Below are 19,467 nucleotides of genomic sequence, written 5' to 3' on the forward strand. Positions count from 1 at the left end.
AGATGGCGAAGAAGGCTCTGATCGCGAAGGCTGCCCGTAAGCCCAAGTTCGGTGTGCGTGGCTACACCCGCTGCCAGCGCTGTGGCCGCCCGCACTCCGTGTACCGCAAGTTCGGCCTGTGCCGCGTGTGCCTTCGTGAGATGGCTCACCGTGGCGAGCTGCCGGGCGTGACCAAGAGCTCCTGGTAACCCGGGTAATTCCGGACTCCCAGGGCTCTCGGTAAGCATTGGGAACGGCAGGAGGCCCGCTCCGTATGGCTTAGGCTTGCGGGGTTGGGCACCTGCCGTGCCCGTACGACTTACTACGCCGTAGGTCCACCGCGCCGCACCCGTCCCGTCTCGGATCGGGGAGAGGGATGGCGCACCAGGAAACCCCGGCGAGAGAGGCCGAAGGCCAATTCATGACCATGACTGATCCGATCGCAGACATGCTTACGCGTCTGCGGAACGCGAACTCGGCGTACCACGACTCCGTGGCGATGCCGCACTCGAAGATCAAGTCGCACATCGCGGAGATCCTCCAGCAGGAGGGCTTCATCACGGGCTGGAAGACCGAGGACGCCGAGGTCGGCAAGAACCTCGTCCTCGAGCTGAAGTTCGGCCCGAACCGTGAGCGCTCCATCGCGGGCATCAAGCGGATCTCCAAGCCCGGTCTCCGGGTGTACGCGAAGTCCACCAACCTGCCCAAGGTGCTGGGCGGCCTCGGCGTGGCGATCATCTCCACGTCGCACGGGCTCCTCACCGACAAGCAGGCCGGCAAGAAGGGCGTGGGTGGGGAAGTCCTCGCCTACGTCTGGTAGCGGAAGGGAACGGAGGAAACAGCTATGTCGCGCATCGGCAAGCTCCCCATCGCGGTTCCCGCCGGCGTGGACGTCACCATCGACGGCCGTACGGTCTCGGTCAAGGGCCCCAAGGGCACGCTGACCCACACCGTCGTGGCGCCGATCGAGATCGTCAAGGGTGAGGACGGCGTGCTGAACGTCACCCGCCCCAACGACGAGCGTCAGAACAAGGCCCTTCACGGCCTGTCCCGCACGCTGGTGGCGAACATGATCACCGGCGTGACCCAGGGTTACGTGAAGAAGCTCGAGATCAGCGGTGTCGGTTACCGCGTTGTCGCCAAGGGTTCGAACCTGGAGTTCTCCCTCGGCTACAGCCACTCGATCACCGTCGAGGCGCCCGAGGGCATCACCTTCAAGGTCGAGGCTCCGACCCGTTTCTCGGTCGAGGGCATCGACAAGCAGAAGGTCGGCGAGGTTGCGGCCAACATCCGCAAGCTGCGCAAGCCCGACCCGTACAAGGCCAAGGGCGTCAAGTACGAGGGCGAAGTCATCCGCCGCAAGGTCGGAAAGGCGGGTAAGTAAGCCATGGCATACGGGCAGAAGATCCTCAAGGGCGACGCCTACAAGCGCGCCGCGATCAAGCGCCGTCACATCCGGATCCGCAAGCGGATCGCGGGTACCGCGGAGCGTCCCCGTCTGGTCGTGACCCGCTCCAACCGCCACATCGTGGCGCAGGTGATCGACGACCTGAAGGGCCACACCCTGGCGTCGGCGTCCACCCTGGACGCGTCGGTCCGCGGTGGCGAGGGCGACAAGTCCGCGCAGGCCAAGCAGGTCGGCGCCCTGGTCGCCGAGCGTGCCAAGGCCGCCGGTGTCGAGGCCGTCGTGTTCGACCGTGGTGGTAACCAGTACGCCGGGCGCATCGCCGCTCTGGCGGACGCCGCCCGCGAAGCCGGCCTGAAGTTCTAGAGCCGCCCGTCGCGGTAGCGACTTATGTTGCTGCGAGCTAGCGGAAACAGAGAGAGGTAATTCCAATGGCTGGACCCCAGCGCCGCGGTGGCGGTGCCGGTGGCGGCGAGCGGCGGGACCGGAAGGGCCGTGACGGCGGCGCAGCTGCCGCCGAGAAGACCGCGTACGTTGAGCGCGTCGTCGCGATCAACCGCGTCGCCAAGGTTGTGAAGGGTGGTCGTCGCTTCAGCTTCACCGCGCTGGTCGTGGTGGGCGACGGTGACGGCACCGTGGGTGTCGGATACGGCAAGGCCAAGGAGGTGCCGGCCGCCATCGCCAAGGGCGTTGAGGAGGCCAAGAAGCACTTCTTCAAGGTCCCCCGCATCCAGGGCACCATCCCGCACCCCATCCAGGGTGAGAAGGCTGCCGGCGTCGTGCTGCTCAAGCCCGCGTCCCCGGGTACCGGTGTGATCGCCGGTGGTCCGGTGCGCGCCGTGCTCGAGTGCGCCGGTATCCACGACGTGCTGTCGAAGTCGCTCGGCTCCGACAACGCGATCAACATCGTGCACGCGACCGTGGCGGCCCTCAAGGGCCTGCAGCGTCCCGAGGAGATCGCGGCCCGCCGCGGTCTGCCGCTCGAGGACGTCGCCCCCGCGGCTCTTCTCCGCGCACGTGCCGGGGCGGGTGTGTGATCATGGCGCAGCTCAAGATCACGCAGGTCAAGTCCTACATCGGCAGCAAGCAGAACCACCGTGACACCCTGCGTTCGCTCGGCCTGAAGAAGGTCAACGACGTGGTCGTCAAGGAGGACCGCCCCGAGTTCCGCGGCATGGTGCACACCGTCCGCCACCTCGTGACGGTCGAGGAGGTCGACTGATCATGGCGGAGAACAACCCGCTGAAGATCCACAACCTCCGTCCCGCCCCCGGCGCCAAGACCGCCAAGACCCGTGTCGGTCGTGGTGAGGCGTCGAAGGGTAAGACGGCCGGTCGTGGTACGAAGGGCACCAAGGCCCGTTACCAGGTTCCGGAGCGCTTCGAGGGTGGCCAGATGCCGCTCCACATGCGCCTCCCGAAGCTGAAGGGCTTCAAGAACCCGTTCAAGACCGAGTACCAGGTCGTGAACCTCGACAAGCTGGCCGCGCTGTACCCCGAGGGTGGCGAGGTCACCGTCGAGGGCCTGGTGGCCAAGGGTGCCGTTCGCAAGAACAGCCTCGTCAAGGTCCTCGGCCAGGGCGAGGTCTCCGTGGCGCTGCAGGTGACGGTCGACGCCGTCTCCGGCTCCGCCAAGGAGAAGATCACCGCCGCCGGCGGTACCGTCACCGAGCTCGTCTGACCCTTTCAGGTGTCTCGATGACGTAGAGCGATCCCGACCGGGGATACCCCACATTTGGGGTATCCCCGGTTGGTCGTTCCTAGGGCGGCATGGTCGCCGGTAAGGTGGCCTGCGCTGCCCACTGACCTCGGGCGCCCCAAGCGGGCACTCAGGGCGGCAGTTGACCGTTACGTATTCGTCCTTAGTCGGAATCTCAAGACCGTCACCCTTGACGCAGTTGCGCGGGGGGTCGCAGGAGGCACCGTGCTCACCGCGTTCGCCCGGGCGTTCAAGACGCCCGACCTGCGCAAGAAGCTGCTCTTCACGCTCGGCATCATCGTGGTGTACCGCATCGGTACCAACGTTCCCATTCCGGGCGTCGACTACCGCAACGTCCAGACCTGTATCGACAACGCCGAAGCCAATTCGGGTCTGTTCGGTCTGGTCAACATGTTCAGCGGCGGGGCGCTGCTCCAGATCACGATCTTCGCACTGGGCATCATGCCCTACATCACCGCGGCGATCATTCTGCAGCTGCTGACCGTGGTGATCCCGCGTCTGGAAGCCCTCAAGAAGGAGGGCCAGGCCGGTACGGCGAAGATCACGCAGTACACCCGTTATCTGACGGTGGCGCTGGCCATCCTGCAGGGCACCGGCCTGGTGGCCACCGCCCGCAGCGGCGCCCTGTTCCAGGGCTGCCCGGTAGCGAGCCAGATCGTCCCGGACCAGTCGATCTTCGTGACCGTCACCATGGTCATCACCATGACCGCCGGTACGGCCGTCGTCATGTGGCTCGGTGAGCTCATCACCGACCGCGGCATCGGCAACGGCATGTCGATCCTGATGTTCATCTCGATCGCCGCGACCTTCCCCTCCGCCCTGTGGGCCATCAAGCAGGGGGGCACCCTCGCGGACGGCTGGATCGAGTTCGGCACCGTGATGCTCGTCGGCTTCGTCATGGTCGGCCTGGTCGTCTTCGTCGAGCAGGCCCAGCGCCGGATCCCCGTGCAGTACGCCAAGCGCATGGTCGGCCGCCGCTCCTACGGCGGCACGTCGACGTACATCCCGCTCAAGGTGAACCAGGCGGGTGTCATCCCCGTCATCTTCGCCGCGTCGCTGCTGTACATCCCGGCGCTGATCGTCCAGTTCTCCAACTCGACGGCGGGCTGGGCGACGTGGATCGAGGCGAACCTCGCCGACCCGGCAGCCACGGCGCACATCGTCCTGTACTTCTTCCTGATCGTGTTCTTCGCCTTCTTCTACGTGGCGATCTCCTTCAACCCCGAGGAAGTCGCCGACAACATGAAGAAGTATGGTGGCTTCATCCCGGGCATCCGGGCTGGCCGACCGACCGCTGAGTACCTCAGCTACGTACTCAACCGGATCACCTGGCCGGGTTCGCTGTACTTGGGTCTGATCTCTCTCGTGCCGACAATGGCGTTGGCTGGTTTCGGGGCAAACCAGAACTTCCCGTTCGGCGGGACCAGCATCCTGATCATCGTGGGTGTCGGTCTCGAGACGGTGAGGCAGATCGAGAGCCAGCTCCAGCAGCGCAATTACGAAGGGTTCCTCCGCTGATGCGAATCGTCCTCGTCGGGCCGCCGGGTGCCGGTAAGGGTACGCAGGCCACCCGCCTTGCCGAGAAACTGCGCATCCCGCACATTTCGACAGGCGACCTGTTCCGCGCCAACATCAGCCGGCAGACCGAGCTGGGGAAGCTCGCCAAGTCCTACATGGACGCGGGCAATCTCGTTCCCGACGAGGTCACCATCGCCATGGCCAAGGACCGTATGGAGCAGCCCGACGCCGAGGGCGGCTTCCTGCTGGACGGCTTCCCGCGCAACGTGTCGCAGGCCGGGGCGCTGGACGAGCTGCTGCAGTCCGAGGGCGTCAAGCTGGACGCGGTCCTCGATCTGGAGGCTCCCGAGGACGAGGTCGTCAAGCGGATCGCCGGCCGGCGGACCTGCCGCAACGACTCCGCGCACGTGTTCCACGTGACGTACAGCCCGCCGAAGCAGGAGGGCGTGTGCGACGTCTGTGGTGGTGAGCTGTACCAGCGGGACGACGACTCCGAGGAGACCGTGCGGACGCGGCTGGAGGTCTACCACACGCAGACCGAGCCGATCATCGACTACTACAAGGCGCAGGGGCTCGTCGTCACCATCTCCGCGATGGGGGCGGTCGACGAGGTCACCGGGCGGGCGCTGGAGGCGCTGAAGCGCGGGGAGTAGTTTTCCGTACGCCGGTCGCAGCCGCGGTCCCTTGGGCAAGGGGCCGCGGCTGTGGCTTGGCGGGGGTGGTCGCGCGGCCCGGCGCCTACGGGGTGCCTCCCCCACTCTCGGCTGCGCTCGAGCGGGAGATACCCCCATCGCCCTGGGGGTGCCTCCCGGGCCCTCAAGGCACCGGGGGAGGCGCGACTGCCCGCGGTTGGTGTGATGCGGCGGCGTGATTGCCCGCGGGAGCGGGGCCGGCGCCCCGTATCGTTGGAAGTGTTCGTTTCCTCTTCTGGTCCCAGAAAGGCCGTCGTCCCCCATGGTGCAGATCAAGAGCCCTGAGCAGATCGCCAAGATGCGCGAGGCGGGGTTGGTGGTCGCCGCCATCCACGCGGCCACCCGTGAGGCCGCCGTGCCCGGGGCCACGACCAAGGATCTGGACCAGGTCGCCCGCAAGGTGCTCGCGGAGCACAACGCCAAGCCGAACTTCCTCGGCTACGGAGGCTTCCCCGCGACGATCTGCACCTCGGTGAACGACGTCGTCGTCCACGGCATCCCCTCCGACGACGTCGTCCTCAAGGACGGCGACGTCATCTCCATCGACTGCGGCGCGATCATCGACGGCTGGCACGGCGACGCCGCGTACACCGCGTTCGTCGGCTCCGGCCACTCCCCGGAGCTGGTCGAGCTGTCCCGGGTGACCGAGGAGTCGATGTGGGCCGGCATCGCGGCCATGAAGCAGGGCAACCGGCTCGTCGACATCTCCCGCGCGGTCGAGACGTACATCCGCCGCCAGCCCAAGCCGGGCGGCGGCAAGTACGGGATCATCGAGGACTACGGCGGCCACGGCATCGGCACCGAGATGCACATGGACCCGCACCTGCTGAACTACGTCGACCGCAAGCGGGGCAAGGGCCCCAAGCTGGTCCCGGGCTTCTGCCTCGCCATCGAGCCGATGGTCTCCCTGGGCACCCCGAAGACGAAGGTCCTCTCCGACGACTGGACGGTCATCACCACCGACGGCACCTGGTCCTCCCACTGGGAGCACTCGGTCGCCCTCACCGAGCAGGGCCCCCTGGTCCTGACCGCCCCCGACGGCGGCAAGGCCAAGCTCGCGGAGATGGGCATCACGGCGGCGCCGGACCCGCTCGGCTGACGGTCGGACCCTGACGGTCCACCGGTCCCGCCGGCCGCCCGGTCCGCCGGTCGGAGGCCGGCGCGGCCGCTCGAAGCCCGTGAGGCGCCCTCCGGGGCGCCGAGCCCGCGAGAGCGGCGTCGAGGATCGGGCCGGCGGCAAGGCCGAGACCGCGGAGACGGGCACGGCGGCGGCGCCGGACCCGCTCGGTTAAGGATCTCCCGCGTGGGGCAGGATCTCTCGATTCGTGTTTCCGGGTGCGCTGACGTAGACTGACTCGTCGGCTCTTGTGCACCCGCATGTCCGCATGTGCTACTCACGGTGCACGCCAGAGTCGATCAAGGTAGTCGATTCGAAGGGCGAAGCGTGGCCAAGAAGCAAGGTGCCATCGAGATCGAGGGCACTGTCGTCGAGTCTCTTCCGAACGCCATGTTCAAGGTCGAGCTCCAGAACGGCCACCAGGTCCTGGCACACATCAGCGGCAAGATGCGCATGCACTACATCCGCATCCTCCCTGACGACCGGGTCGTGGTGGAGCTGTCTCCGTACGACCTGACGCGTGGCCGGATCGTCTACCGGTACAAGTAGATCTTGCCCGCTCCCCGGCCCGCCGGGGTGATGGCACTGACCCGGAGAACCTCACACCCATGAAGGTCAAGCCGAGCGTCAAGAAGATCTGCGACAAGTGCAGGGTGATCCGCCGTCACGGCCGGGTCATGGTCATCTGCGAGAACCCGCGCCACAAGCAGCGCCAGGGCTGACCGCAGCACGATCGACCCTCTGCGACTTCCGCAGAAATTCGCGCGACGCGAGCAACACATGTTCATACGCAGGTCCCGAGCCGCACGGCTCGACACCCCCGGCTCGGAGGCCGGGGACCTGGTCCGTACCTGGTACGGCGGGCCGGGATCCGGTCCTGTGGAAGACCTCCGACAATCAACTGGAGCCATTGAATGGCACGCGTTTCCGGTGTTGACATCCCGCGCGAAAAGCGCGTGGAGATCGCCCTCACCTACGTGTTCGGCATCGGCCGGACCCTTTCGCAGCAGACGCTGGCCGCCACCGGCGTCGACCCGAACACCCGCGTTCGCGACCTCTCCGAGGAGCAGCTCGTCGCGATCCGCGAGTACGTCGACAACAACATCAAGACCGAGGGTGACCTCCGTCGCGAGATCCAGGCCGACATCCGCCGCAAGGTCGAGATCGGCACCTACCAGGGTCTGCGTCACCGTCGCGGTCTGCCCGTCCGCGGTCAGCGCACCAGCACCAACGCGCGTACCCGCAAGGGCCCGCGTCGCGCCATCGCCGGCAAGAAGAAGCCGGGCAAGAAGTAGTCCGCAGCGGACTTCGCCGTCCAGCGGTCTTCGCTGTAGGACCGACCACCTCCCGTAGGAGTTACAGATGCCCCCCAAGGGTCGTCAGGGCGCTGCCAAGAAGGTGCGCCGCAAGGAAAAGAAGAACGTCGCTCACGGCCACGCGCACATCAAGAGCACGTTCAACAACACCATCGTGTCGATCACGGACCCGTCCGGCAACGTGATCTCCTGGGCCTCCGCCGGCCACGTCGGCTTCAAGGGCTCCCGGAAGTCCACGCCGTTCGCCGCGCAGATGGCCGCCGAGTCGGCCGCCCGCCGCGCCCAGGAGCACGGCATGCGCAAGGTCGACGTGTTCGTCAAGGGCCCGGGTTCGGGTCGCGAGACCGCCATCCGTTCGCTTCAGGCGACCGGTCTTGAGGTCGGCTCCATCCAGGACGTCACGCCCACCCCGCACAACGGCTGCCGTCCGCCGAAGCGCCGTCGCGTCTGACGCACGGGTTCGGACGGTCGGCTCCCTGCTGGGGGTGCGGGGGTCGTCCCCCGCGATGTCGCAGCACGGCTGCCGTCCGCCGAAGCGCCGTCGCGTCTGATCCGTCGCGTCGTTCCCGACGCGTCTGATCTTGCTTCACCAGGGTTTTCACGGGCGGTACGACTCTTTCGGGTCGTATCGCCCGTACCCTTGCAGTACTGGTCGGGCGTCAAATAGCGGGCGCCCCTGACTGAAGGAACACCACATGCTGATCGCTCAGCGTCCCTCGTTGACCGAAGAGGTCGTCGACGAATTCCGCTCCCGGTTCGTGATCGAGCCGCTGGAGCCGGGCTTCGGCTACACCCTCGGCAACTCGCTCCGCCGCACCCTCCTGTCGTCGATCCCCGGTGCCGCCGTCACCAGCATCCGCATCGACGGCGTCCTGCACGAGTTCACCACCGTGCCGGGCGTCAAGGAGGACGTCACCGACCTGATCCTCAACATCAAGCAGCTGGTCGTCTCCTCGGAGCACGACGAGCCGGTCGTGATGTACCTGCGCAAGCAGGGCCCGGGTCTGGTCACCGCCGCCGACATCGCCCCGCCGGCCGGTGTCGAGGTGCACAACCCCGACCTCGTCCTCGCCACGCTCAACGGCAAGGGCAAGCTGGAGATGGAGCTGACCGTCGAGCGCGGTCGCGGCTACGTCTCCGCCGTGCAGAACAAGCAGGTCGGCCAGGAGATCGGCCGTATCCCGGTCGACTCGATCTACTCGCCGGTCCTCAAGGTCACCTACAAGGTCGAGGCGACCCGTGTCGAGCAGCGCACCGACTTCGACAAGCTGATCGTCGACGTCGAGACCAAGCAGGCGATGCGTCCGCGTGACGCCATGGCCTCCGCCGGTAAGACCCTGGTCGAGCTGTTCGGTCTCGCCCGCGAGCTGAACATCGACGCCGAGGGCATCGACATGGGCCCGTCCCCCACGGACGCCGCCCTCGCCGCCGACCTGGCGCTGCCGATCGAGGAGCTGGAGCTCACCGTTCGGTCGTACAACTGCCTCAAGCGTGAGGGCATCCACTCCGTGGGTGAGCTCGTCGCCCGCTCCGAGGCGGATCTGCTCGACATCCGCAACTTCGGTGCGAAGTCCATCGACGAGGTCAAGGCGAAGCTCGCCGGTATGGGCCTCGCGCTCAAGGACTCGCCTCCCGGGTTCGACCCGACCGCTGCCGCGGACGCGTTCGGCGCGGACGACGACGCGGACGCGGGCTTCGTCGAGACCGAGCAGTACTAGGCGCTCCGCGGGGAGGCCGTACTGCGTCTGCGGGCCGGTCATGGCTGGTCGCGCAGTTCCCCGCGCCCCCATGGGGCGCGGACCCTCCGGGCGTCAGAAATGGCGCCCGGATCTCCGACGGGCAACCGCTCGCTCGGATACTGACCCCGGTACCTGATACGGCCGGGGCAGACACCTAGGAGAAACACCATGCCGAGGCCCACCAAGGGTGCCCGTATGGGCGGCAGTGCCGCGCACGAGAAGCTGCTCCTCGCGAACCTCGCGAAGGCGCTGTTCGAGCACGGCCGCATCACCACCACCGAGGCGAAGGCGCGCAAGCTGCGTCCCTACGCCGAGCGTCTGGTCACCAAGGCGAAGAAGGGCGACCTTCACAACCGCCGTCAGGTGCTCCAGGTGATCACGGACAAGAGCATCGTCCACACGCTCTTCACCGAGATCGGCCCGCGGTACGAGAACCGTCCCGGTGGCTACACCCGCATCACCAAGATCGGTAACCGCCGTGGCGACAACGCGCCCATGGCCGTCATCGAGCTGGTCGAGGCGCTGACGGTGGCGCAGGAGGCCACCGGCGAGGCCGAGGCCGCGACGAAGCGTGCGGTCAAGGAGGCCGAGGCCGCCGAGACCAAGGTCGACACGGCCAAGGCCGACGACGAGGCTGCCGCCGAGGAGTCGAAGGACGCGTAAGCGTTCTGCCGGGGGCTGTGTGATGGCGGCTGCGGCTTCGTCGTGGCTTGTCGCGCAGTTCCCCGCGCCCCTTCGGGGCGCGTTGCGGGTCCGTTCCTTTTCAGGGGCGGGCCCGCTTTCGTGTGTCTGAGAGGATCTGTACGTGAGTGACGAAGTGCAGCCCGGGTTCGTGCGGGTGCGGCTGGATCTTTCCTACGACGGGGCCGATTTCTCCGGGTGGGCCAAGCAGGCCGGTGGGCGGCGGACCGTGCAGGGGGAGATCGAGGACGCGCTGCGGACCGTGACGCGGTCCGGGGGGACGACGTACGAGCTGACCGTGGCCGGCCGTACCGACGCCGGGGTGCACGCCCGGGGGCAGGTCGCGCATGTCGACCTGCCGCGGGAGGTCTGGGCCGAGCACCACACGAAGCTGCTCAAGCGGCTCGCCGGGCGGCTGCCGAGGGACGTACGGGTGTGGGCGCTCAGGGAGGCGCCCGGCGGATTCAACGCCCGGTTCTCCGCGATCTGGCGGCGCTACGCCTACCGCGTCACCGACAACCCGGGCGGGGTGGACCCGCTGCTGCGCGGCCACGTGCTGTGGCACGACTGGCCGCTCGACGTCGACGCCATGAACGAGGCGGCCCGCGGTCTGCTGGGGGAGCACGACTTCGCCGCGTACTGCAAGAAGCGGGAGGGGGCCACGACCATCCGGACCCTCCAGGAGCTGAGCCTGGTGCGCGGCGAGGACGGGATCATCACCGCCACCGTCCGGGCCGACGCCTTCTGCCACAACATGGTCCGCTCGCTGATCGGCGCGCTGCTGTTCGTCGGGGACGGCCACCGGCCGCCGGACTGGCCGGGCAAGGTGCTGGCGGCGGGCGTACGGGACTCGGCCGTCCACGTCGTGCGCCCGCACGGCCTGACCCTGGAGGAGGTCGGCTACCCGGCCGACGAACTCCTCGCGGCCCGCAGCAAGGAGGCCCGCAACAAGCGGTCCCTGCCCGGGAGTACAGGATGCGCGTCCTGCTAGTTCCGTTCCGTTCCCGCTCTCGCGTCCCTCCTGGAACGTTCGGAACGTAGTGCTCCAGTCGTCCCCTTACCGTCCTCTTGTCTCTCGTATAGCCTTGGGGCGCTCGGCCATGGGGTAGGGGAGGCCGGGTGAGGGTGGGGGCGACGGGCCGGTCGAGGTCCGGGGAGTTTCATATGGGTTCAGTGGGCCCTGTGCGGGCCGGGGGGCGCCGTGATCCGCGCCGGAGCGGCGGGCGACGCAGGGCGGTGCGCGGTGGCGGAGCCCCGCTGGGGCTGTTGCCGCTGCCGCCGACGGACAAGGAGAAGTACGCCTACGCGCGCCGGCACTTATGGATCCTGACGATCAGTTCGCTGATCAGCTTCTGCTGCCTGGTGGTCAGCCAGTTCAAGCTGGCGCAGTCCGCGCCGCTGCTGTGGGCGTACACGCCGCTGCTCGCCTTCACGGTCGTCTACTACCTGGTGTCGCTCCGGGTGAACGGTTTCAGCCGTGACTTCGACATCGCCCGCCACAGGCGGCTGGTCCACGACTGGCGGCCAAAGGTGTACCCCACCGTCGACGTGTTCCTGCCCGTGTGCGGTGAGCCCATCGAGGTCCTGCACAACACCTGGAAGCACGTGCGGGCGATGGCCGACCACTATCCGGGCGTCTGCGTCCCGTTCGTGCTGGACGACGGTGCCAGCCCCGAACTGGAGGCGATGGCACGCGACTTCGGGTTCCGCTACGGGACCCGCGAGAACCGCGGCTGGTTCAAGAAGGCGGGCAACCTGCACTTCGGGTTCGCCCGGTCCGACGGCGAGTTCATCCTGATCCTCGACGCCGACTTCACGCCGCGCGCCGACCTGCTCCAGGAAATGCTGCCGTACATGGCGGCGGATCCGCGCATCGGCATCGTCCAGTCGCCGCAGTACTTCCGTGTCCTGGACTCGCAGAACTGGATCGAGCGCGGCGCGGGCGCCGTGCAGGAGCTGTTCTACCGGTCCGTGCAGGTCTCCCGGCAGGGCAGCGACGGCGCGATCTGCGTGGGCAGTTGCGCCGTCTACCGGCGCGCGGCCCTGGACACCAACGGCGGCACCACGCTGATCGAGCACTCCGAGGACGTGCACACCGGTTTCGACCTGCGCGGTCTCGGCTGGGACCTGCGCTACATCCCGGTCGCGGTGTCGACGGGCGTGTGCCCGGACAGCGCGGGCGCCTTCTTCAACCAGCAGTACCGCTGGTGCTCCGGCTCCATGAGCCTGCTGGGCAGCAGGAAGTTCTGGCGGATGAAGATCAGGCCGGCGAGCCGCCTGTGCTACATGTCCGGCTTCTTCTACTACATCCACACGGCGCTGTTCACCTTCGCGGCCCCCGTGATCCCGATCGTGCTGCTGCTGGCGATGCCGGAGAAGCTCCTGGTCGAGCACCTTTTCCTGGTGCTCCCCAGCATCATCTACACCACGATCGTCTTCCCGATGTGGCACAGGGCGCCCTACCGCCTGGAGGCGTGGGCGACCCGCATGATGTACGGCTGGGCGCACGTCTTCGCCATCTGGGACATCCTGCGCAAGAACCGCATGGGCTGGCAGCCCACCGGCTCGTCCGGCGCCAGGAAGAACAAGACCCGGCGCTTCTGGATCGGCATGTGGGCGTGGAGCGGTGGCACCGCCGTGGTGTGGGTGGTCGCCGCGGTGTACCGCACGTTCACCATGAACGCCCCGGACTTCGCGCTGATCCTGTCCTCCGGACTCTTCTACGCCCTGGTGGTGGCCCGCGCCCTGGTGCAGCCCCGGGCGGAGGTGACGGCCTGATGCGCTTCCTCCCCCGCACCCGTACGGTGCTGTCCTCCTGCCTGCTCGCGGCACTGCTGCTCGGCGGCTGCTCGTCGCCCGGCGACGAGCCGGCCGGACCGGACGCGGCGGGCGGCGGCCCGAGCGCCGGGAGCACCGGGAGCTCCGAGGCGAGCGTCCCCTACGACGTCGTACCGCTGCTGGAGCCGTCGAGGAAATACTTCGGCGCCGCCGTCGAGGGCTCACCGCACTCGATGAAGGGCATCGACGCCTACACCGAGATGGTCGGCAAACAGCCGAACCTGATCGAGTACTACGCCGCCTGGGGCGACGGTTTCGACGCCACCGGTGTGCGCAACGCCTGGGCGGAGGGCGCCCTGACGCTGATGTCCTGGGAGCCCTTCGACACCCCGCTGGCCGACATCGCGGCCGGCGAGTCGGACGCCTACACCAAGGAGTACGCGACGGCGGTGCGCGAGCTGAACCTGCCCGTCGTGATCTCCTTCGCGGACGAGTTCAACGGCCACTGGGAGAAGTGGGGCACCGAACACACCACCCCCGAGGAGTACGTGGCCGCCTGGCGGCGCGTCCACGACACCTTCGTCGACGTCGGCGCCTCGAACGTCATCTGGGCCTGGTCGCCGAACATCGTCAACCCGGTCAGCGAGGTCGAGCTCGAGCCGTACTACCCGGGCGACGGCTACGTCGACTGGATCGGCCTGATCGGCTACTGGACGCTGGAGGAGGACGGCGCCTTCGACAGCGTCTTCGGGCCGACCCGGGACCAGGTCCGCGCCTTCACCGGGAAGCCGATGCTGCTGCTGGAGACGGCGGCCATGGCCGGCGAACGGCGGCGGGAGGACGTCCGCAGCCTCTTCGAGGGCGTCACGGCCGACGACGACATGCTCGGCTTCGTCTGGTTCAACCACAAGAAGCGCGCCGACTGGCGGCTGGAGGCGAGCCCCCTGGCGCTGGAGGAGTTCAGGCGCCTGGCCGCCGACGACCGGTTCGGCTTCGACGTACGGAAGCCGTGATGACCCGACACGACCACTACGCGCCGGGACCCCACGATCCGTACGCCGAGGAGGACACGGCCGGCGGCTGGTTCAACTCCGACGGGTTCGCACCATGGCAGCCGGGCGATCCGCAGGACGGGTACGACCACGGCCACGGCTACGACGCCCGGACCCACCCGTACCAGCAGCAGCCGTCGTACCGGCCCGGCATCCCGGAGCAGCCGCAGGGCGGTCACGACGACCAGCCGACCCACGCGCTGCGGGCCGTGGCGGAACAGGCGCCGGCCGAGCCGGGCTACCACGTGCCCGACACCCCCGAGGTGAGCTGGGACATGGCCGCCAGCAGACGGCGGGCCTGGGTCAGCCGGGCCGTGCTGCTGTGCGTCCTGACCGTCCAGGCCGTGCTCTCGCTGCGGCTGTCCAACACCGCCTTCCAGGACGAGGCCCTGTACCTGGCGGCCGGGCACGCCCAGCTCGACCAGCTGCTGCACGGCACCCCGCTCCCGAAGGACTACGCGGCGTACTTCTCCGGCTCGCCGCAGCTCTACCCGGTGCTCGCCGCGCTCGTGGACGGGTGGTTCGGGCTCGCGGGGGCGCGGTCACTGAGCCTGGTGTTCATGCTCGCCACCACCGGGCTGCTGTACTCCCTCACCCGCCGCCTGTTCAACGAGCGGGCGGCACTGGCCGCGGCGGCGCTGTTCGCGGTGCTGCACTCGACCGTCGTCATGGGGTACTACGCCACCTACGACGCCGCCGCCGTGTTCCTGCTGGCGCTCGCCACCTGGATCGTCGTCCGCACCGACCGGGCGCCCGCCGCGGCCGTCCTGCTCGCCGCGCCCGTGGCGGTCCTGGCCGTCGGCGTGAAGTACGCGGCCGCGCTGTACCTGCCGACCGTCGTCGTACTGGCCCTGCTCACCGCCTGGCCCCGCCGTGGCGTCGGGGCGGCGGTCGGGCGGATGGCGCTGCTCGGCCTGGGCATCGGCGCGCTCCTCGCGGCCGGCGTGTACGCCACCGACCTGATGGCCGGCGTACGGCAGACCACCACCGACCGGGAGCACGGCACCGACGGCGCCGGATTCCTGCTGCGGCGGTCGGCGGAGTGGGGCGGCCTGATGTTCCTCACCGCCGTCGGCGGCGCCGTCTCCTACGTCCGGCGCAGCCGCATGCACGAGTCACCCCTGGCGCGGCGGCTGGACGACCCCGGCCGGCGCCGGCGGGCCCTGCTCGGGCTGGTGCTGTGCGGCACGGCGGTGCTCGCGCCCGCCTACCAGGTCCACCTGGCCACCCAGGTGTCGCTGTTCAAGCACATCGGCTTCGGGCTGCTCTTCGCCGCGCCCATGGCCGGTGTCGGCGTGACCCGCCTGGTGGGCGCGCACTTCCGGTACCCGCAGCTCGGCATCATGCTGTGGACGGCGATGCTCTGCCTGGGCATCGCGCAGGCGGACTGGCGGTTCGCCCTCTGGCCCGACTCCTCGAAGATGGTCCGGGCCGTCGAGCCCTACGTGAACTCCCGCGGCCACTACCTCGCTTCCACCCCCGAGGTGCCCCTCTACTACTTCCGCGAGGAGACCACGCACCGCCAGTGGCAGAGCGTCTTCGGCATGGAGTACACGGACGAGAAAGGGAAGTACCTCTCCGGGGACGACGCCTACCGGGCGGCGCTGCGCGACGGCGAGTTCGACCTGATCGTCCTCGACGGGCTCACCAACCCGCGGGTGGACGACATCATCGCGGAGGCGGTCAGGGGCAATCCGCACTACCGGCTCCTGGCGGACCTGCCGTTCCGCAACTCCGCCGGCACCGGTGAGTACCGGATCTGGATCAAGACCTCCTGAGCGCCGGGCGGCGGCTACTCGCTGGCCGCCGCCGACGCCTGGGCCTCGCCCCTGCGGCGGATCTGGCGGAACGTGAACTCCTGGAGGTCGTCACCGCCGGCGAAGACGGCCGTGTCCTTCGTCGTCACGTCCTTGCCGGACGTGAAGCCGGCGATGGTGAAGTAGGCGTAGCGGCCGTAGGAGTTGGTGGTGGAGCGGCAGACCGCGCCGGAGCAGAAGTCCTTGATGCCGCCGCCCGACAGCGACTTGACGATGCTCTTCTTGTCGGCCTGCTGCTTCGCCCTGGTCGCCTGGGCCTCGGTGTCGAAGACGGCCACGCCGACCGTCACCGCCATGCCGTCCTTGGTGTAGGTGACCCGGATCAGGCGGGTGCAGTCGTTGTCGTCCAGGACCTTCGGGAGCGTGGACTTCGCGGCCGAGGCGCAGTTCCCGGTGTCCGCCGTCGGGCCCTTCTTGTACACCGTCTCACCCATGGTGAGCTGGGTGCCGGGGAAGAGGATGTCGGGGCTCAGCGGGGCCTTGTCCTTCTTCGCGCTGGCGATGAAGTCCTTGGGGTCCAGCGGCGGCGGGGCGCTCGTCGGGGCGAACGACGGGGCCGTGCCCGTCGGGCTCGGGATGTCGAAGTCGGTGGCCCCGGGCACTTGGGAGGAGGTGCCCGGCGAGGCCTCGTCACTGCCGTTGGCCGAGACGACGGCGACCGCCACGGCCGTGCCTATCGCGACGGTGGCGAGCGCCCCGCCGCCTATGAACAGCAGCCGGCGCCGCTTGGCGCGGGCCTCGGAGGCGTCGGCGAGCGCGGCCCAGTCGGGTGACTCACCGGAGCCGCCGCCGCTCCAGGGCTGCTGGGAATTCGGTTTCCAGGGATCCCACTGTTGTTGAGGTCCCCCCTGCCCAAAACTCATGGGGCGCATCTTAGACGGGGCGCCGGGTGTGCTGGTCCCCGTCAACCGGCCTCGGAAGCCCTAGCGTTGCCCGCATGGCAACGGGCAAAAGCGACATCTCCGGGTGGTTGGTGCGCCCCGCGAGCGGGCCCCTGTGGGCCGGACTCGTGGCGGTGCTGGGGGCGCTGACGGTGCATACGGTGCTGGTGACCTCGGACGGAGGGATGGACAACGCGATCGTCGTGGACGCCGGGCGGACCTGGCTGGACGGCGGCTCGCCGTACGACGACCGGCACTTCCTCTATTTTCCGAGCGCGGTCGTGGCCGCCGCCCCGCTGGCGCTGCTGCCGCGGCCCGTGCTCGACGTGGCCGTGCCGGTGGCGGTGGTCCTCGCCCTCGCGCTGGGCTGGGCCTGCGCCCTGCTGCTGCACCGGGTGCCGCTGCGCAGCAGGCTCGCCGTCCTCGGGCTGCTGGGCCTCGCGGCCGGCTTCGCGCCGTTCGGGCAGCTCGTGCGGCTGGGCAACTGGACGGTGACGGCCGTACTGGCGCTGCCGCTGTGCCTGCTGCTGGCGGGCCGGGGCCGGTGGATCGCGGCGGGCGCCGTCGTCGGGGTGGCGGTGGCGCTGAAGCCGCTGCTGGCCCCGATGGCGCTGCTGTTCCTGTTCGCGCGCCGGTGGCGGGCGCTGGCGGTGCTGGTGCTGGTCCCGGCGGTCGCCTCGGTGGTGGCGGCGCTGTTCCTGCCCGACCCCACCGGCTTCCTCACCCGGACCCTGCCCTTCCTGCTGAGCGGCGACGACGCCTTCGTACGGCTCTACGAGGCCTCGCCGGCGGCGGTGCTGCCCCGGCTCGGCGTGCCCGGGGTCCCGGCCACGCTGCTCGCGCTGCTCGCGGCCGCCGCGGGAGTGGTGTGCGCGTACCGGCGCTGGCACGGGCCGGGCCCCGCGGGGCCACGGCTGGCGGAGACGTCCGCGGGGCTGATGCTCTCCGCGTTCCTGGTCTCCCGCCCCTCCTACAACCACTACCTCCTGGTCGTCCTGCCGCTGCTGCTCGCCGGTCTGCCGCACGCCGGGGCGGTGGCGCGGCGGCCCTGGTTCTGGCTGGCCCTGGTGCCGCAGCTTCCGGGGGTGACCTGGCCGTGGCTGGAGTCGGGCAGGCGCCGGGCCTTCCGGGACGCCTTCACGCTGTGCGCACTGACGGTGACGGTCGCGTACCACTGCGTACGGGGGACGCGGGACGCGGGCGGCCCGAGCGGGGTGCCGGGGGAGCGGCGTACGGCCGTGGAACCGGCGTAGCCAGCCGGGGCGGGGCCGTTTTGACCCGCCCGGCCGGGGGCGGGTATTCTGCATGTTCGTTGTGTGTAGTGGCTTGCTCATTCTCACGTGAGGGGCCCTTACACCGGTCCACCGGACCGATGACCAGCGACCAGTGCCCGGTTTGCGTCACCGTGGTGCGGTCAAGGCTGTCGTGATCGTCTTCGGTGACCTTGTCAGGACCATTCACTGAAGAAGCGAAGGCTACGAACCGTGCGTACGTACAGCCCCAAGCCCGGCGATGTGACGCGCCAGTGGCACGTCATCGACGCTCAGGACGTCGTCCTGGGTCGTCTGGCCTCCACTGCGGCCTCCATCCTGCGCGGCAAGCACAAGCCGATCTACGCGCCCCACGTCGACACCGGTGACTTCGTCATCATCATCAACGCCGACAAGGTGCACCTGTCCGGCAACAAGCGGACCCAGAAGATGGCGTACCGCCACTCGGGCTACCCGGGTGGTCTGCGCTCCGTCCGTTACGACGAGCTGCTCGACAAGAACCCCGAGAAGGCCATCGAGAAGGCCGTCAAGGGCATGCTCCCCAAGAACACCCTGGGCCGTCAGATGCTCTCGAAGCTGAAGGTCTACTCGGGCGACCAGCACCCGCACGCTGCCCAGCAGCCGGTGCCGTTCGAGATCACCCAGGTCGCGCAGTAAGTCCGGCCACCCCCTAAGACTGAACAGAATCTGAGGAGAATCGTGGCCGAGACCACTGCCGAGCAGCCGCTCGAAGAGCTTGACATCGACAGCTACACCACCGAGTCCGAGGTGCCCGTCGAGGGCGAGTACACCTCGGAGTCCATGGCCTCCCGCTTCGGTGAGCCCCAGCCGGCCGCCGGCCTGGGCCGCCGCAAGAACGCCATCGCCCGCGTCCGGATCGTCCCGGGCACCGGCAAGTGGAAGATCAACGGTCGCACCCTCGAGGACTACTTCCCGAACAAGGTGCACCAGCAGGAAGTCAACGAGCCCTTCAAGGTGCTCGAGCTCGAGGGCCGCTACGACGTCATCGCCCGCATCGCGGGTGGCGGTGTCTCCGGTCAGGCCGGTGCGCTCCGTCTCGGTGTCGCCCGCGCGCTGAACGAGGCGGACGTCGACAACAACCGCGGCCCGCTGAAGAAGGCCGGCTTCCTCAAGCGCGACGACCGTGCGGTCGAGCGCAAGAAGGCCGGTCTGAAGAAGGCCCGTAAGGCCCCGCAGTACAGCAAGCGCTAAATCGCAGGCGCTCGCGCGTACTCCGAACGCCCCGGCGGCACGCCACAGTGCCGTCGGGGCGTTCGTTTATTCACCGCCGTGGGCGTATAACGGCACAAGGCGCTCAAAGGCTAATGTGATCGGATGGTCGGGCATGTCGCCATGGCGCGCGTGCCGGATGAAGACGCGGAGCCGCATACGCATCACGACCGTCGAACACACCACAAGCTCCGTCAGCGGTACGACCGGCGACCGCGCGGACGGGTCCAACGCCCCGGCACGGCCCCGGCGACGGCTTTCGATACTGACGC

Annotated in this window: 24 protein-coding genes; 23 read left to right on the plus strand and 1 reads right to left on the minus strand. The window is 68.8% G+C overall.

The genetic code is table 11. From position 1 onward, the window contains the following. Positions 1 to 2: 2 nt before the first annotated feature. The 20 genes from ACZ62B_RS11205 to ACZ62B_RS11300 all read left to right on the plus strand — a co-directional run bounded on the left by ACZ62B_RS11205 (position 3) and on the right by ACZ62B_RS11300 (position 15,774). Positions 3 to 188 carry a type Z 30S ribosomal protein S14 gene (locus tag ACZ62B_RS11205; RefSeq protein WP_003948630.1) on the plus strand — a complete coding sequence of 62 codons (186 nt, stop codon included), beginning with the start codon at positions 3 to 5 and terminating at the stop codon, positions 186 to 188. A 212-nt stretch (positions 189 to 400) separates the two neighbouring features. Next, on the plus strand, positions 401 to 799 hold the full coding sequence (gene rpsH / locus ACZ62B_RS11210; protein ID WP_030831671.1) for a 30S ribosomal protein S8: 399 nt from the start codon (positions 401 to 403) through the stop codon (positions 797 to 799). A 24-nt stretch (positions 800 to 823) separates the two neighbouring features. Further along, entirely contained in the window at positions 824 to 1,363 is a 540-nt protein-coding gene (gene rplF, locus ACZ62B_RS11215; RefSeq protein ID WP_073932757.1) for a 50S ribosomal protein L6, read from the plus strand. 3 nt (positions 1,364 to 1,366) lie between these two features. Further along, positions 1,367 to 1,750, plus strand: a complete 384-nt coding sequence (rplR, locus tag ACZ62B_RS11220; RefSeq protein ID WP_030860987.1) for a 50S ribosomal protein L18 — start codon at positions 1,367 to 1,369, stop codon at positions 1,748 to 1,750. 65 nt (positions 1,751 to 1,815) lie between these two features. Continuing rightward, positions 1,816 to 2,421, plus strand: a complete 606-nt coding sequence (gene rpsE, locus ACZ62B_RS11225; RefSeq protein ID WP_030860989.1) for a 30S ribosomal protein S5 — start codon at positions 1,816 to 1,818, stop codon at positions 2,419 to 2,421. A 2-nt stretch (positions 2,422 to 2,423) separates the two neighbouring features. Next, positions 2,424 to 2,606, plus strand: a complete 183-nt coding sequence (gene rpmD / locus ACZ62B_RS11230; protein WP_004984515.1) for a 50S ribosomal protein L30 — start codon at positions 2,424 to 2,426, stop codon at positions 2,604 to 2,606. A gap of 2 nt (positions 2,607 to 2,608) precedes the next feature. Continuing rightward, positions 2,609 to 3,064 (plus strand): 50S ribosomal protein L15, encoded by a 456-nt coding sequence (rplO, locus tag ACZ62B_RS11235; protein ID WP_006140897.1) that lies wholly within the window; start codon positions 2,609 to 2,611, stop codon positions 3,062 to 3,064. 243 nt (positions 3,065 to 3,307) lie between these two features. After that, positions 3,308 to 4,621, plus strand: a complete 1,314-nt coding sequence (gene secY / locus ACZ62B_RS11240) for a preprotein translocase subunit SecY (protein WP_344557974.1) — start codon at positions 3,308 to 3,310, stop codon at positions 4,619 to 4,621. Further along, positions 4,621 to 5,274, plus strand: coding sequence for an adenylate kinase (locus tag ACZ62B_RS11245; protein WP_344557972.1), 654 nt, complete (start codon positions 4,621 to 4,623; stop codon positions 5,272 to 5,274). Before secY ends, ACZ62B_RS11245 begins: the two co-directional genes overlap by 1 nt. Positions 5,275 to 5,575: 301 nt before the next feature. Continuing rightward, entirely contained in the window at positions 5,576 to 6,412 is an 837-nt protein-coding gene (map, locus tag ACZ62B_RS11250; RefSeq protein WP_344557970.1) for a type I methionyl aminopeptidase, read from the plus strand. A gap of 345 nt (positions 6,413 to 6,757) precedes the next feature. Next, entirely contained in the window at positions 6,758 to 6,979 is a 222-nt protein-coding gene (gene infA / locus ACZ62B_RS11255) for a translation initiation factor IF-1 (RefSeq protein WP_003948620.1), read from the plus strand. A gap of 59 nt (positions 6,980 to 7,038) precedes the next feature. Beyond that, entirely contained in the window at positions 7,039 to 7,152 is a 114-nt protein-coding gene (rpmJ, locus tag ACZ62B_RS11260) for a 50S ribosomal protein L36 (RefSeq protein WP_003998809.1), read from the plus strand. A gap of 192 nt (positions 7,153 to 7,344) precedes the next feature. Continuing rightward, positions 7,345 to 7,725: a 30S ribosomal protein S13 gene (gene rpsM, locus ACZ62B_RS11265; RefSeq protein WP_004984507.1), complete on the plus strand. Its 381-nt coding sequence runs from the start codon at positions 7,345 to 7,347 to the stop codon at positions 7,723 to 7,725. A 67-nt stretch (positions 7,726 to 7,792) separates the two neighbouring features. Next, the gene (gene rpsK, locus ACZ62B_RS11270; protein WP_003956432.1) at positions 7,793 to 8,197 is read left to right on the plus strand and encodes a 30S ribosomal protein S11; all 405 of its coding nucleotides are present in this window, start codon (positions 7,793 to 7,795) and stop codon (positions 8,195 to 8,197) included. 244 nt (positions 8,198 to 8,441) lie between these two features. After that, complete coding sequence (locus tag ACZ62B_RS11275) at positions 8,442 to 9,464, plus strand: DNA-directed RNA polymerase subunit alpha (RefSeq protein ID WP_003966937.1); 1,023 nt, start codon at positions 8,442 to 8,444, stop codon at positions 9,462 to 9,464. 189 nt (positions 9,465 to 9,653) lie between these two features. Beyond that, positions 9,654 to 10,148, plus strand: coding sequence for a 50S ribosomal protein L17 (gene rplQ / locus ACZ62B_RS11280; RefSeq protein ID WP_468722199.1), 495 nt, complete (start codon positions 9,654 to 9,656; stop codon positions 10,146 to 10,148). Between the two features lie 142 nt (positions 10,149 to 10,290). Then, positions 10,291 to 11,157 carry a tRNA pseudouridine(38-40) synthase TruA gene (gene truA, locus ACZ62B_RS11285; RefSeq protein ID WP_468722197.1) on the plus strand — a complete coding sequence of 289 codons (867 nt, stop codon included), beginning with the start codon at positions 10,291 to 10,293 and terminating at the stop codon, positions 11,155 to 11,157. Positions 11,158 to 11,528: 371 nt separating this feature from the next. Next, positions 11,529 to 12,944, plus strand: a complete 1,416-nt coding sequence (locus ACZ62B_RS11290; protein WP_469690069.1) for a glycosyltransferase family 2 protein — start codon at positions 11,529 to 11,531, stop codon at positions 12,942 to 12,944. Beyond that, on the plus strand, positions 12,944 to 13,957 hold the full coding sequence (locus ACZ62B_RS11295) for a glycoside hydrolase family 26 protein (protein WP_344557964.1): 1,014 nt from the start codon (positions 12,944 to 12,946) through the stop codon (positions 13,955 to 13,957). Before ACZ62B_RS11290 ends, ACZ62B_RS11295 begins: the two co-directional genes overlap by 1 nt. Further along, on the plus strand, positions 13,957 to 15,774 hold the full coding sequence (locus tag ACZ62B_RS11300; protein ID WP_344557962.1) for a glycosyltransferase family 39 protein: 1,818 nt from the start codon (positions 13,957 to 13,959) through the stop codon (positions 15,772 to 15,774). The genes ACZ62B_RS11295 and ACZ62B_RS11300 overlap by 1 nt, the downstream gene beginning before the upstream one ends. 14 nt (positions 15,775 to 15,788) lie before the next feature. On the opposite strand, the gene ACZ62B_RS11305 is transcribed toward ACZ62B_RS11300, so the two are convergent. Then, complete coding sequence (locus ACZ62B_RS11305; protein ID WP_468884667.1) at positions 15,789 to 16,676, minus strand: hypothetical protein; 888 nt, start codon at positions 16,674 to 16,676, stop codon at positions 15,789 to 15,791. A gap of 74 nt (positions 16,677 to 16,750) precedes the next feature. Here ACZ62B_RS11305 and ACZ62B_RS11310 point away from each other — a divergent pair, with 74 nt between their 5' ends. The 3 genes from ACZ62B_RS11310 to rpsI all read left to right on the plus strand — a co-directional run bounded on the left by ACZ62B_RS11310 (position 16,751) and on the right by rpsI (position 19,177). Continuing rightward, positions 16,751 to 17,947, plus strand: a complete 1,197-nt coding sequence (locus ACZ62B_RS11310; RefSeq protein ID WP_468884665.1) for a glycosyltransferase 87 family protein — start codon at positions 16,751 to 16,753, stop codon at positions 17,945 to 17,947. Between the two features lie 231 nt (positions 17,948 to 18,178). Further along, positions 18,179 to 18,622 carry a 50S ribosomal protein L13 gene (rplM, locus tag ACZ62B_RS11315; RefSeq protein WP_004927173.1) on the plus strand — a complete coding sequence of 148 codons (444 nt, stop codon included), beginning with the start codon at positions 18,179 to 18,181 and terminating at the stop codon, positions 18,620 to 18,622. Positions 18,623 to 18,664: 42 nt separating this feature from the next. Continuing rightward, a complete protein-coding gene (gene rpsI / locus ACZ62B_RS11320) occupies positions 18,665 to 19,177 on the plus strand; it encodes a 30S ribosomal protein S9 (protein WP_004927169.1) in 513 nt (170 codons plus the stop codon). The last annotated feature ends 290 nt before the right edge of the window (positions 19,178 to 19,467 follow it).

Source organism: Streptomyces sp. NPDC053426, assembly GCF_055585405.1.